The sequence below is a fragment of the Actinomadura rifamycini DSM 43936 genome, assembly GCF_000425065.1.
Taxonomy (GTDB): Bacteria; Actinomycetota; Actinomycetes; order Streptosporangiales; family Streptosporangiaceae; genus Spirillospora; species Spirillospora rifamycini.
This window is the reverse complement of the sequence record NZ_AULB01000008.1, coordinates 51752-63665: the sequence shown is the minus strand read 5'-3', so window position 1 is coordinate 63665 and position 11914 is coordinate 51752. Positions and strand designations below refer to the sequence as shown.

Below are 11914 nucleotides of genomic sequence, written 5' to 3'. Positions count from 1 at the left end.
CGGAGGCGGGTCCTCCGGCCGCCCGTCCGCGTTCAGTCGGCGAGGAGCCGCGCGGCGGCGATCTCCAGGCGGGCCTGGATCTCGTCGGCCCCGGCCTGCCCGCGCAGCATCTCGATCATCTCCATCGTCCAGACGGCGGTGAGCGCGCGCGCCATCACCCGCCGTGGGTCGTCCACGCGGGCGCCCGGCTCCGGCGCGCCGCTCTCGGGCGCGCCGCCGTCGGTCGCGCCGGTCTCGGGCCCGAGGGCGGCGCGCAGCAGCAGGCCGGTCATCCGGTCGCTGAAGTCGGTCTGGACGTCCGACAGCAGCAGCGACCGGATCAGCGCGGCGGCCAGCTCCGGCTCCCGCATCAGGCCGCGGGTGGCGCGCATCAGCGCCTCCACCGCCCGCTGCGGGGACGTGCCCGCGCGGGGCGGGCGGCGCTCGATGCTGCGTTCGAGCAGTTCGATCTCCTCGCCGACGACGGCGACGACGAGGTCGTCCTTCGACGGGAAGTAGCGGTAGAGGGTGCCGAGCGCCACCCCGGCCCGTTCGGCGACGGTGCGCATCTGCATGGCGTCGATGCCGCCGCGCGACGCGAGCGCGGCCGCCGCCTGGACGATACGCTTGCGCCGCTGGTGCTGGCTGCGGGACCGCGCGTTCTGGCCCGCCCGCCCGGCGGGCTGACCCGGGCTCTCGTCCTCGGCCACGGTCGGCTCTGCGGTCACGGTCCTCACATTCCCTTCGGGCGGGCCCGATCGCCCGCCGTGTCGCCCCCAGCCTACAACGGTTGCAAGAACCTGTTATCTGAACGGTCGGCGCAGGGTGCCGTGCGACCGTCCGTCGCCGTCCCGTCCACGCGGCCATGCTAGGTGAATCGCGCCCGAACGGGCGCCGATCAACCCTCTGGACACAAAGTAGAATCTGTTCTACTTTCGGCCGTGGGGTCGGCGCGGCCGGCCGCACCTCCTGGAAGGGAGCGGATGAGTGGACTTCAACCTCGACGAGACCCGGGGCGAACTCCGCGGCCTCGCCGCGGACGTCCTGGCGCGCGAGGCGACGGCCGAACGGCTGGAGGCGTTCGACGAGGAGCACGGCAAGGGCGGGCCCGCGTTCGACGGCGGCACCTGGAAGGCCCTCGCGCAGGCCGGGCTGCTCGGCGTCGTGCTGCCCGAGGACGTCGGCGGCGCGGGCCTCGGCCCGGTCGAGCTGGCCGTCGTGCTGCGCGAGGTCGGCGCGAAGGTCGCGCCCGTCCCGGCGTACGCGTCGCTGGCGCTCGCGGCGCTGCCGATCGCCCGGCACGGCACGGCGGAGCAGCGCGCGCTGCTCGCCCCGCTGACCGAGGGCGAGACCGTCCTGACCGGCGCGTACCGCGAGCCGGGCCCGGCCGGGGAGGTCGGGGCGACGGCCCGCCGGGACGGCGACGGCTATGTGCTCGACGGCGTCAAGACGTTCGTGCCGTGCGCCCGCGAGGCCGCGCGGATCCTCGTCCCGGCGCGGGTCGAGGGCGCGGGCGTCGGCGTGTTCCTGGTCGAGCCGTCGCGGGTCGCGATCACCGCGCAGCCGTCGGCGATCTCCGAGCCGCTGTCGCGGATCGCGCTGGACGGCGTCCGGGTCGGCGCCGACGCGCTGCTCGGCGGCCCCGACGCCGGCGCGGACGGCGCCGCGTGGGACACCCTGCGCCGGACGGCCGTCGCGGGGGCCGTCGCCGTCGCGTCCGGGGTGATCGAGGGCGCGCTCGACCTCACCAAGGAGTACGTGAAGACGCGCGAGCAGTTCGACCGGGCGCTCGCGCAGTTCCAGGCCGTCACGATGCAGATCGGCGACGTCTACATCGCCAAGCGCGCGCTCGACGTGGCCGTCTGGGCGGGCGTGTGGCGGCTCGCGGAGGGCGCGCCCGACGCCGACGAGGTGCTGGCGGTCGCCGCGTTCAACGCCTGCGAGCCCGTCGTGCAGGCCCTCTACACCTGCCAGCACCTGCACGGCGGCATCGGCCTGGACGTCACCTACCCGCTGCACCGCTACTTCGCCTGGGGCAAGCACTACGGGCACCTGCTCGGCGGCGCGGAGGACACCCTCGACACGATCGGCGCCCTCGTGCGGGTCCGGGAGGACTGAATGTTCATCGACCTGACCGACGAGCAGAAGAAGCTCCGCGCCGAGCTGCGCGAGTACTTCCGCGGCTGCCTGACCGCCGAGCAGGCCGAGGCCATCCGCCGCGACCCGTTCGGGCCCGAGTTCATGGAGCACACGCGGCGGCTCGGCCGCGACGGGATGCTCGGCGTCGCGCTGCCGAAGGAGTACGGCGGCCGCGGCTACGGCCCCGTGGAGCAGACGATCTTCGCCAACGAGATCGCGTGGGCGGAGGTCCCCTACCCGCTCATCACGCTGAACTCCGTCGCGCCGACGATCCTGCAGTACGGCTCCGACGCGCACAAGGAGTACTTCATCCCGCGCATCCTCGCGGGCGAGTGCCACTTCGCGATCGGCTACAGCGAGCCCGGCGCGGGCACCGACCTGGCGGCCCTGCGCACCACCGCCGTCCGGGACGGCGACCACTACGTCGTCAACGGGCAGAAGATCTTCACCTCCGGCGCCCAGCACGCCGACTACGTCTGGCTCGCCGCCCGCACCGACCCGGACGCCAAGAAGCACAAGGGCATCTCGATGCTCATCGTCGACTGCCGGGACCCGGGGTTCTCGTGGACGCCGATCATCACGATGGACGGCCGGCACCACACCAACTCGACGTACTTCGAGAACATCCGGGTCCCGGCCGACATGCTGATCGGCGAGGAGAACAAGGGCTGGGACCTCATCGTCAACCAGCTCAACCACGAGCGGGTCACCCTCGCCCCCGCCGGGAACATCGGCCACACCTACGACCGGTTCGAGCGCTGGGCCCGCACGGCGGACGGGCGGGGCGGCCGGCCGCCCATCGAGGAGCCCGCCGTCCGCCGCGCCCTCGGCCGGGTGTACGCCTACCTGCGCGTGAACGAGCTGCTGAACTGGCAGGTCGCCGCGAACCAGGACCTCGGCTGGCTCGGCGCCGCCGACGCGTCCGCCAGCAAGATCTACGGCTCGGAGCGGATGCAGGACGTCGGCCGGATCATCGGCGACGTGCTGGCCCGCTTCGGCGACCCGGGCGACCCCGCGACCGCCGACTTCATCGAGCGGCTCGACGAGGGCGTCAAGGGCGCCCTCGTGCTGACGTTCGGCGGCGGCGTCAACGAGATCCAGCGCGAGCTGATCTCGATGATCGGCCTCGGGCTGCCCCGCGCCCCGCGCTGACGTCCGGGGGAGGTGCCCGGCGCACCCGGCCCGCCCGCCGGCCCGCCCGTCGGCGGCGGGCGGACCGGGGTCAGCCGGGTGCGCGGACGGCGGCCAGGTCGGGCAGCCCGAACCGGCCGCTCATCTCCTCGAACGCGGTGACCTTGTCGTCCCCGTACCGGCGGACGTGCCGGGCGAACTCGCCCGCGGACACGAACCGGGGCGGGTCGCTCTTGCTGTGGAACTTGTCGGCGTACATGACGAGCTCCTCCTCGACCGTCTCCGCGAGGTAGTCGGCGACGGGGAGCGGCAGCCCCTGCCGGCGGACGTCCTCGCGGGTGAGGCCCACGCCGGTGTGGTGCGAGCAGAACCGGCACACGGCCTCGGGGAACCCCTCGTCGGCGAGGATCTCGTGGCCGAGGATCCCGTGCCGGATGTAGCCCGCGTGGTCGAGCACGCCGTCCGCGTCGTACAGCCGGTAGACGCCGATGTCGTGCAGGAGGCAACCGACGCGGACCAGCTCGGCGTCCACGTCGAGGGGGCGGCGCGCGAGCAGGTGCTCGGCGATGCGCCAGACGGTCTCGCAGTGCGAGTGGACGAGGTCGAACGCCTCCTGGGTCGGGGCGTACTTGGCGTGCAGCGCGCGAACGTCCTCGTCACTCAAAAGCCGCATTGCCGGATCTTAACAACCGATCGCGAGCTCACGAGGGAAGCGGCCGGGCCGCGTCGCTCGTACATGTCTATAACTGCTCCTTCTTATGGTTAGAAGAAGCATCTCTTGGACTTATGGCCGGTCCGGCTTCGATGATGGAGGCATGCCGAATCACGAGAAGGCCATGCGCCCCGAAGACATCACCCGCCTGTTCGTCGAGCGCTCCAACGCGGGCGACGCGGCCGGGGTGGCGGCGCTGTACGCGGAGGACGCCGTGCTGGCGTACCCACCGGGCGCCGTCACCGTCGGCCGCGAGGCGATCCGCGAACTGTGGGAGAAGGTCCTGGCGAACCGCCCACGCTTCGAGCCCGAGGAGCCGCTCCCCACGCTCGTCAACGGGGACATCGCGCTCACCTCGACGCCGCCGCGGGACGGCGCGGGCGCCCGGGCCCAGGTCGTCCGGCGGCAGCCCGACGGGAGCTGGCTGCGCGTCATCGACCAGCCGGAGTTCGTGCCGCCCGCGGGTTAGCCGGGGCTAGCGGGAGATCCGGTAGGTGAGGTGGGTGACCAGGTCGGTGCCCGGCGCGTCGCCGGACGCCCGCAGGGCGAGGTCGCCCACCCCGTCGAACAGCCGCGCGCCGCCGCCGAGGACCACCGGCGCCACGTGCAGCCGCAGCTCGTCGATCAGCCCGGCGGCGAGGTACTGGTCGATCGTCTGCGCGCCGCCCGCGATCGCGACGTTCCGGTCGCCCGCCGCCTCCCGGGCCCGGACGAGCGCCGCCGCGATCCCGTCGGTGACGAAGTGGAACACCGTCCCGCCCCGCATCGCCACCGGCTCGCGCGGGTGGTGGGACAGGACGAACACCGGCGCGTGGTACGGCGGCTCCTCGCCCCACCAGCCCGTCCAGTCCAGGTCCCACGCGCCGCGGTCGGGGGCGAACATGTGGCGGCCCATGATGTAGGCGCCCGCCGCCGTGATCTTCTCGACCGCGGCGGCGTTCCGCTCCCGCTGCTCGAACTGCCAGCGGTGCAGCCGCTCGCCGCCCTCGCCCAGCGGATTCCGCAGGCTCTGCTCCGGGCCCGCCACGTAGCCGTCCAGGGACATCGTGACGTCGCAGGTGACCTCGCCCATCGTGCAACCTCCGTTCGCGGCGCCCCTCGCGGGCGCCCTCGCCCATGGATCGGAGCCGCCGCCCGGTTCTCGACATCCCGCCCCGGAGAATGCTCCGGCCGCCGTGCCGATGACCCCATCCCTCGACGGGGCGGCGATAAACGTGCACGTCCCGGCTTGATATGCAAGTGGAAGCTTTCCTATGCTGGGGCGCGTGGCGGAAGACGTCTTCAAGGCCCTGGCCGATCCGACGCGGCGCACGATCCTCGACGAGCTGACCGAGCGCGACGGGCAGACCCTCTTCGAGATCTGCGGGCGGCTCACGACCAAGCACGGGCTCACGTCGTCCCGGCAGGCGATCAGCCAGCACCTCGCCGTGCTCGAGGCCGCCGGACTGGTCCGGACGCGGCGCGAGGGCCGCTACAAGTTCCACGACCTGGACACCGAACCGCTTGAGCGCATCGCCGACCGGTGGCTCAAGCGGAATGCGAGGCAGCGATGAAGATCTACATCACCAGCGTCTACGTCGACGACCAGGAGCGGGCCGAGCGCTTCTACACCGAGGTGCTGGGGTTCGTGAAGAAGACCGACGCCCCCGCCGGCGAGTACCGCTGGCTCACCGTCGTGTCCCCGGACGACCCCGACGGCGTCGAGCTCCTCCTCGAGCCCGACGCCCACCCGGCCGCCAAGCCGTTCAAGGAGGCGCTCGTCGCGGACGGCATCCCGCTCACGTCGTTCGCCGTGCCGGACGTCCGCGCCGAGTACGAGCGGCTGACGGGCCTCGGCGTCCGTTTCACGCAGGAACCGGTGGACATGGGGCCCGTCACGACGGCCGTCCTCGACGACACCTGCGGCAACCTCATCCAGATCGCCCAGCTGAACGGGTAGCGGTCAGGAGGGCGGCAGGAGGGTGCCCAGCGGGCCGAGGTCGAGGTTCAGCTCGTCCATCGTCAGGCCGTGGCGCTCGCAGAGGTCCTCCATCCGGTCGTAGAGCGTCATCAGCGTCATGCCGATCCGCTCCTCCTGCTCCTCGGTCAGGTCCCCCTGGTCGACGCGGTGCAGCGCCGTGCGCTCCATGAGCTGGCGCAGCAGCTCCACGACGGTCAGGACGAGCTTCACGAGGTCGCGCTCGACCGTCTCCGGGTCGGTGTTCAGCCGCTCGGCGACGGACGGCACCCGCGGCTCGCCGGGCGGGGCGGGCAGCAGCTCGAACGCGCGGGCGGCGGCGTCGGCCACCCCGTCCAGCCGCAGGTCGCCGGGCGGGGCGGGACGGCCGGGCGGGGCGGGACCCCGCCGTTCGGGGCCGCCGGGACCGCCGGGACCGCCGGTGGCGGGCCGGCGTCCCGGCGGGGTCGGGACGGACCTGTTCGTATCGGTCTCGGTCGGGACGCGCTTCGGGTCGGGCCGGGCCGGTTCGGCGGGCCCGGCCGGGTCGGGGGCGTCGGCGGCGGGTTCGTGCACAGAGATCACCAAGGGGCCGGGTCGTCGGGCGTGACGGAATGGATGACGGCGCGCAGGTTGATCCGGACGAGGTCCACGTCGGCGATCGACAGCACCAGGTCGCCGGTCAGCACGGCGCCGCTGTTCAGCAGCCGGTCCAGCAGGTCGATCAACGCGACCTGGTGGCCCGCGAGGGCCGGCTCCTCGTCGAACCCCCGCAGCAGGACGTCATCGCCCACGCCGGTCCCCGTCCTCCGCGCGCGGGGCGGGCGGCGAGGCGAAGCTGTACGGCGCCCACGGGCCGGTCACCTCGACGCGCACGCCCGGCAGGTCCCGGGCCGCCTCCCGGATGGCCGCCGCGAACGCGTCGGTCGTCCCCTTCGGCACCAGGTACGCCTCGTTCGTGATGTTGCGGCCCTCCCCGGTGGCGAGTTCGCCCTGCTGCGGGCGGTGCACCACCCGGTCCACGGCGTGCGCCGCGGCCACCTCGCGGACCCGCGCGGAGGTCTCCGCCGCCTCGCGCGCCGCGTCCTCGTGCCGGGTGCGCTGCGCCTTGCGCCGCTGCAGGTAGGCCCGGCCCGGGTTGGTCCCGCCGCCGTCAGGCCGCGCGGCGTCCGGCCGGGCCGGGGCGGACGGGGCGCTCCGCGGGCCCGGCGGCAGCGCGTACACCTTCACGCCGCACTCCAGGTGCCCGGCGAGCCGCTCCAGCAGCGCCGTGAACTCGGGCCCCGACTCGTCCAGCATCGCCGCCACGCGCGCGTCGTCGCGGTAGACGGTCGCGAGCCGGAGCGGCAGGACGGTGACCGCGCGGAACAGGGTGTCGACCACCCCGTGGTGGGTCCGCGCGATCACCTCCAGCCGTCCCAGGTCCTCGAGCTGGGCCTTGAAGCCCTCCTCGCCGAACTGCGCCTCCGGCACGCTCGAGACCACCGCCGCGAGACCGCCCGACTCCACGGTGTGGACGGGCCGGTCCAGCAGGCCCGTGAGCCGCGGCACGGCCCGCTCCAGCTCCGGGACGCGCGGCCCCACCGCGTACACGTAACTCAGCTCGGCCGTCGTCGTCGGGGTCGGTGCGACGGTCATCGGGTGTCCTCCTCCCGGTCGGCGGCGGGCAGGCCGGCCACCTCGCGCAGCCGCTCCAGCTCCTCGCGCAGCCGCGCGTTCTCCTCCGCCAGCGAGTCCCGCCCGCGCGGGGTGCCCGCCTGGACGGCGGGCCGCCGCGCGTGCGAGCTGAGCGACGGGTCGTGCTCCCACCAGTCGATGCCCATCTCCTTCGCCTTGTCGACGGAGGCGACGAGCAGGCGGAGCTTGATGGTCAGCAGCTCGATGTCGAGCAGGTTGATCTGGATGTCGCCGGCGATCACGACGCCCTTGTCGAGCACCCGCTCCAGGATGTCGGCGAGGTTCGCCGACGAACCGCCGTCGCGGGCCGCGTACGGGCTCACGCCGGTGGAGGGCCCCATGCGGCCCGCGAGTGAGTCGGACATGTCACACCAGCCTCGTCCGGTCGTCGTCCTGCGCCGCGGCGGCCGCGTCAGCGGCGGCCGGCCCCGGCCCGTTCGCGCTCATCGTCGATCTCCTCGTCGGGCTCCTCCTCGTACTCCTCGTCCCGCTCGTCGTACTCGGCGTCCTCGGGCCCGTACTCGTCCGCGGGCTCCTCGTCCGGCTCGTCGTCGTACTCGTCGGTCTCGTCGGTCTCGTCGGTCTCGTCGAGGTCGCGGGGCTCGTCGTCCCCGTCCCCCTCATCCCGCTCGTCCCGCTCGTCGTACTCGGACTCCTCGGCGCCGGCCTCGTCGGCCTCGTCGGCCGGTTCGTCCGCGTACCCGTCGTCCTCGTGGACGTCCTCGTGCGCGCCCTCGGAACCGCGCTCCTCCTCTTCGCGGGCGCGTTCCTCCTCCTCGACGGCGTCGTCGTGCTCCACGACGACCTCGCCGTCGCGGATCTCGCCGCGCCAGCCGTCCGTGGCCTCGCCGCGCATCGTGATGAACTTGCGGTACAGCTTCAGGTCGAGCCGGGCCCGGCGGCCCTGCGCCCGCCAGATGTTGCCGGTCTTCTCGAACAGCCCCTTGGGGAAGTACTCGAGCACCAGCAGCACGCGGGTGAGGTCGTCGGTGATCGGGTGGAACGTCACCACGCCCTTGACCGTGGCCTTCGCGCCCTCGGACGTCCAGGAGATGCGCCGGTCCGGCACCTGCTCGGTGACGGTGGCCTGCCAGCTCCGCGTGGACTTGGCGACCTTCGCCGTCCAGTTGCTCTTGGTGTCGTCGGCCCGGTCGACGCTGACGACGCCCTTCGCGAAGGACGCGAACTCCTGGAACTGCGTCCACTGGTCGTAGGCCGTGCGCACCGGGACGCCCACGTCGACGTCCTCGATGATGACGACGCTCTTGGACTTGCCGCCGCCGCCCTTGCCCTTCTTGCCGCCCCCGCCGAACATCGACTTCACGCGGTCCTTCAGCATGGAGCCGCCGGCCTTGACGGCCGCCTGCGCGGGCGACTTCCCGTCGCCGATGGCCTGCCCGCCCCTGGCGAGCCCGCCCAGCAGCCCGCCGGGGGAGCCGCCGCCCTCGGCGAGTCTCCCGGCGCCCTGGCCGATCCGCTCGCCCAGGCCCGACACGGCCTTCAGCGCGCGTGCGTGCAGGTAGGACTGCAGCTCGGTCTTCAGCCGGTCGGTCGCGGGGTCGCCGGCCAGGTCGTCCTTCAGCTTGCTCATCGTCGACTCAGCCATCGGCGTCTCCGGCCCGGTCGGCGGCCTTCCGCCGGCCGCCGGACGCCGCCTTGCGCGCCGTCCCGGCGGTCTTGCGGGCGGTGGACCGTCCGGCCGACCGCCCGGCCGACGCCGCCTTGCCCGCCGGCCGGCGCGCGGCCGGCTCGGCGGCCTTGGACGCCTTCGCCGGCGCGGCCTTGCGGGCGCCGCCGCGGCGCTTCCCGTCGTCCGCGTTCCCCTCGGGGGTGTCCCCCTCGGGGGCGTCCGCGCCGGCGTCCGTGTCCTCGCGCGCCGTGTCCGGCTCGGCCCCGCCGCCGTCCCGGCCGCCGCGGCCGAGCGGGTCGCCCAGGTCGAGGGTGCGCTCGTGGAGCGTGTCGGCCAGGGTGTTCGCGCGCTGGGTGACCGCGGACGTCAGCGCCGTCCGGGTGCCGTCGACCAGGTCCTTGCGCACCTGGTCGCTCAGCCCGCTCACCAGCGGCGACGCCGCCGCGAGCCGGGACAGCTCGCGGGGGTCGAGGCTGATCTTCTTGCCGGCCAGGAACATGCCCAGCCCGATCGCCATCTTCGCCTTCTTCGTGCGCCCGAGGAGGTAGCCCCCCACGAGCGCGACGGCTATCTTCGCGTTGCTCTGCATCTCATCTCGTTTCCGTGGTCGTGCGGCCGTCGCCGCCGATCTCGCGCCACCGCTCCTCCAGCCAGGCCAGCCGGTCCAGCAGCTCGTCCTCGCGGCGGTCGAACTCGTCCTCGTCGATCCGGCCGTCGAGCAGCGCCTGCTCCAGCTCGCGCAGCTCGGCGCGGACCGGCGCGGGGTCGTAGTACTCCCGCTCGGCGGTCTGGACCACCTGGTCCAGGACCCAGCCGACGCCCCGCACGGGGGCCAGCGGGAGGGTCAGCACCTGCGTGATCAGGCCCATGCCGGTCCTCCGGTCAGACGAAGCTGTAAGGCGGCAGCGGCCCGTGCAGGGTCAGCGCGTACCCGGCGCCGCGGCGCTCCTTCTCCGCCTCCACGAGCCGGGCGAACTCGGTCGCGCGCGCCCGGTCCACGAGGAAGGACACGGCGAGGAAGTGCTCGCCGCGCGCCTCGCCCGCCGCGACCTCGGCGGCCGCGGGCGCGAGCGCGTCCACGATCTCCCGAGCGTCGGCGTCGTTGCGCCGCACGATCTCCTGGGAGATCAGCTCGCCGAGCGCCATCCGGTCGCCCTGCGCGGACGGGTTCTGGCGGGTGGCCTCGTTGAGCCGCCGGGCCTCCGGCGACTCGGTGAGGATCTCGCGCAGCACGTCGTCCTGGTCGCGGCCGCACCGGAGGTGGTACTCGACGCGGCCGGAGAGCCGCTCCAGCGTCGCCGCGTAGGTGTCGGCGTTCTCGTCGAGGGCGCCGGCGACCTCGTCGTGGCTCGGGGCCACGAAGCCGAACCGCATCGGCAGGACGGCGCCGTCCTCGAGCAGCCGCTCCAGGACGGCCTGGTGCGCGAGCACCTCGCGCCGCTTCGGCCGCAGGTCGGCGGGGGCGTCGCTGACCACCGCCTTCAGCGACCGTCCGGCGACGGTCGTCGGCGGCCCGGCGGACTCGCCGATGGCCTTCAGGTCGTCGAGGCGGTGCGGGTGTTCCGCATCCGTGATCGCGTAGACGTACACCGGCATGGTCGCTTACTCGCCTTCCTTGCGCCGCGGGCTCCGGCGGGCGGTGGACGACGAGGACGAGCGGCTCTTGCGCTCGGCGGGCTCCTCCTCGTCGCCGTCCCGGCCGCGCTGCAGCGACTCGCTGAACGCCTCGACCGCGCCGGTCAGCGCGCCCTTCGACTTGCCCTTGGCGCCGCTCTCCACCGAGTCGCCGACGATGTCGGTGAGCTGCGTCGGCGCCTTGCGGCCGGACTCCAGGTCGAGCCGGTTGCAGGCTTCGGCGAAGCGCAGGTAGGTGTCGACGCTGGCCACGACGACCCGCACGTCGATCTTGAGGATCTCGATGCCGACCAGCGAGACCCGGACGAACGCGTCGATGACCAGTCCCTTGTCGAGGATCAGTTCGAGGACGTCGTAGAGGCTCGAACTCCCTCCACCGGAGGAGGGGCGCGCCTGCTGCTGTTGCATGACGGTCATTGGGGGGCTCCCTTCGTATGGCGCTGGGTCCGTAGGGGAGTCGCCGCCCGCTCGGGGCGGCCGCCCTCAGGCCCGGTCCAGCTGTCCGCGCGCGTACCGCCGCGTGCGCTCGTACCCCATGAGCTCGCCCCGCTGGTCGAGCGTCACCCGGTAGGTCGCCATGACGCTGGAGGTGTCGGGGATCCGTTCGATCTCCACGACCTCCACGTCCGCGACCCACCCGCCGCCGTCCCGCGGCTGAAGCGCCGAAACCGAGTCCGGCTGGGCGCCGAGCAGCTCGGTGAGCTGCACGGCCGCGCCGCGGATGGCCTCGCGGGCGGAGACGCGGGGCGCGTCCCGTCCGTCCTCGCGGGAGGTCTCCGAGGCGCCGCGGTCCTCGCCGTCGTCCTGTTCGTTCTTCGCCATGGTTTCCTCGGAAATCGGGGGCAGGGGGTTGTCGGCGGCCACGTCTTCTGTTAGTGGCGGACGGCCCCTTCGTACCCGCTCCACGAAATCCACACCTCTCGGTCAAATCGGTCTTGAGATGACCTTGACCGGGCCGGGTCGGGACGGCATGGGGAACGTGCGCGCAAAGGCGCATGCAGGGGGAATCGCGGATGTCCCGGCGGAGCCGCCGTTCCGAGACGGTGTGATGCGGCTCATACAGGCGGCTCGCGCA

General features: G+C 73.5%; 18 protein-coding genes. 5 read left to right on the top strand and 13 right to left on the bottom strand.

Annotated features, from left to right (window positions below):
- Positions 1-32 precede the first annotated feature (32 nt).
- Positions 33-707, bottom strand: coding sequence for a TetR family transcriptional regulator (locus H505_RS0105230; protein WP_026401129.1), 675 nt, complete (start codon positions 705-707; stop codon positions 33-35).
- A 259-nt stretch (positions 708-966) separates the two neighbouring features.
- On the opposite strand from H505_RS0105230, the gene H505_RS0105225 reads away from it, so the two are divergent.
- Both H505_RS0105225 and H505_RS0105220 read left to right on the top strand, forming a co-directional pair.
- The gene (locus tag H505_RS0105225; protein WP_026401128.1) at positions 967-2097 is read left to right on the top strand and encodes an acyl-CoA dehydrogenase family protein; all 1131 of its coding nucleotides are present in this window, start codon (positions 967-969) and stop codon (positions 2095-2097) included.
- On the top strand, positions 2098-3270 hold the full coding sequence (locus H505_RS0105220; RefSeq protein WP_026401127.1) for an acyl-CoA dehydrogenase family protein: 1173 nt from the start codon (positions 2098-2100) through the stop codon (positions 3268-3270).
- A 70-nt stretch (positions 3271-3340) separates the two neighbouring features.
- On the opposite strand, the gene H505_RS0105215 is transcribed toward H505_RS0105220, so the two are convergent.
- Positions 3341-3922, bottom strand: coding sequence for an HD domain-containing protein (locus H505_RS0105215; RefSeq protein WP_026401126.1), 582 nt, complete (start codon positions 3920-3922; stop codon positions 3341-3343).
- Between the two features lie 142 nt (positions 3923-4064).
- Between H505_RS0105215 and H505_RS0105210 the strand changes: the two genes are divergently transcribed.
- Positions 4065-4430, top strand: coding sequence for a YybH family protein (locus H505_RS0105210; protein ID WP_026401125.1), 366 nt, complete (start codon positions 4065-4067; stop codon positions 4428-4430).
- A 6-nt stretch (positions 4431-4436) separates the two neighbouring features.
- Here the strand turns inward: H505_RS0105210 and H505_RS0105205 are convergent, their stop codons facing one another.
- Positions 4437-5033 (bottom strand): dihydrofolate reductase family protein, encoded by a 597-nt coding sequence (locus tag H505_RS0105205; RefSeq protein WP_026401124.1) that lies wholly within the window; start codon positions 5031-5033, stop codon positions 4437-4439.
- Positions 5034-5214: 181 nt separating this feature from the next.
- On the opposite strand from H505_RS0105205, the gene H505_RS0105200 reads away from it, so the two are divergent.
- Together H505_RS0105200 and H505_RS0105195 are read left to right on the top strand one after the other, a co-directional pair.
- A complete protein-coding gene (locus H505_RS0105200) occupies positions 5215-5514 on the top strand; it encodes an ArsR/SmtB family transcription factor (protein WP_199748168.1) in 300 nt (99 codons plus the stop codon).
- Positions 5511-5900: a VOC family protein gene (locus H505_RS0105195; RefSeq protein WP_026401122.1), complete on the top strand. Its 390-nt coding sequence runs from the start codon at positions 5511-5513 to the stop codon at positions 5898-5900. The genes H505_RS0105200 and H505_RS0105195 overlap by 4 nt, the downstream gene beginning before the upstream one ends.
- Before the next feature lie 3 nt (positions 5901-5903).
- Here the strand turns inward: H505_RS0105195 and H505_RS51435 are convergent, their stop codons facing one another.
- From H505_RS51435 to H505_RS39925, 10 genes are all read right to left on the bottom strand, one after another.
- Positions 5904-6473 carry a gas vesicle protein K gene (locus H505_RS51435; RefSeq protein WP_245592444.1) on the bottom strand — a complete coding sequence of 190 codons (570 nt, stop codon included), beginning with the start codon at positions 6471-6473 and terminating at the stop codon, positions 5904-5906.
- Positions 6474-6478: 5 nt separating this feature from the next.
- Positions 6479-6691, bottom strand: a complete 213-nt coding sequence (locus H505_RS0105185) for a gas vesicle protein (protein ID WP_211238396.1) — start codon at positions 6689-6691, stop codon at positions 6479-6481.
- On the bottom strand, positions 6681-7535 hold the full coding sequence (locus H505_RS39935) for a GvpL/GvpF family gas vesicle protein (RefSeq protein WP_051300282.1): 855 nt from the start codon (positions 7533-7535) through the stop codon (positions 6681-6683). Before H505_RS39935 ends, H505_RS0105185 begins: the two co-directional genes overlap by 11 nt.
- A complete protein-coding gene (locus H505_RS0105175; protein WP_026401119.1) occupies positions 7532-7939 on the bottom strand; it encodes a gas vesicle protein in 408 nt (135 codons plus the stop codon). The genes H505_RS39935 and H505_RS0105175 overlap by 4 nt, the downstream gene beginning before the upstream one ends.
- A 47-nt stretch (positions 7940-7986) precedes the next feature.
- A complete protein-coding gene (locus tag H505_RS0105170; RefSeq protein ID WP_026401118.1) occupies positions 7987-9180 on the bottom strand; it encodes an SRPBCC family protein in 1194 nt (397 codons plus the stop codon).
- Complete coding sequence (locus tag H505_RS39930) at positions 9173-9793, bottom strand: hypothetical protein (protein ID WP_051300280.1); 621 nt, start codon at positions 9791-9793, stop codon at positions 9173-9175. The genes H505_RS0105170 and H505_RS39930 overlap by 8 nt, the downstream gene beginning before the upstream one ends.
- Position 9794: 1 nt before the next feature.
- Entirely contained in the window at positions 9795-10073 is a 279-nt protein-coding gene (locus H505_RS0105160) for a gas vesicle protein GvpG (RefSeq protein WP_026401117.1), read from the bottom strand.
- A gap of 13 nt (positions 10074-10086) precedes the next feature.
- Positions 10087-10800, bottom strand: coding sequence for a GvpL/GvpF family gas vesicle protein (locus H505_RS0105155; RefSeq protein WP_026401116.1), 714 nt, complete (start codon positions 10798-10800; stop codon positions 10087-10089).
- Between the two features lie 6 nt (positions 10801-10806).
- On the bottom strand, positions 10807-11256 hold the full coding sequence (locus H505_RS0105150) for a gas vesicle structural protein GvpA (protein ID WP_026401115.1): 450 nt from the start codon (positions 11254-11256) through the stop codon (positions 10807-10809).
- 66 nt (positions 11257-11322) lie between these two features.
- Positions 11323-11661, bottom strand: coding sequence for a gas vesicle protein GvpO (locus tag H505_RS39925; RefSeq protein ID WP_084549889.1), 339 nt, complete (start codon positions 11659-11661; stop codon positions 11323-11325).
- Positions 11662-11914 lie beyond the last annotated feature (253 nt).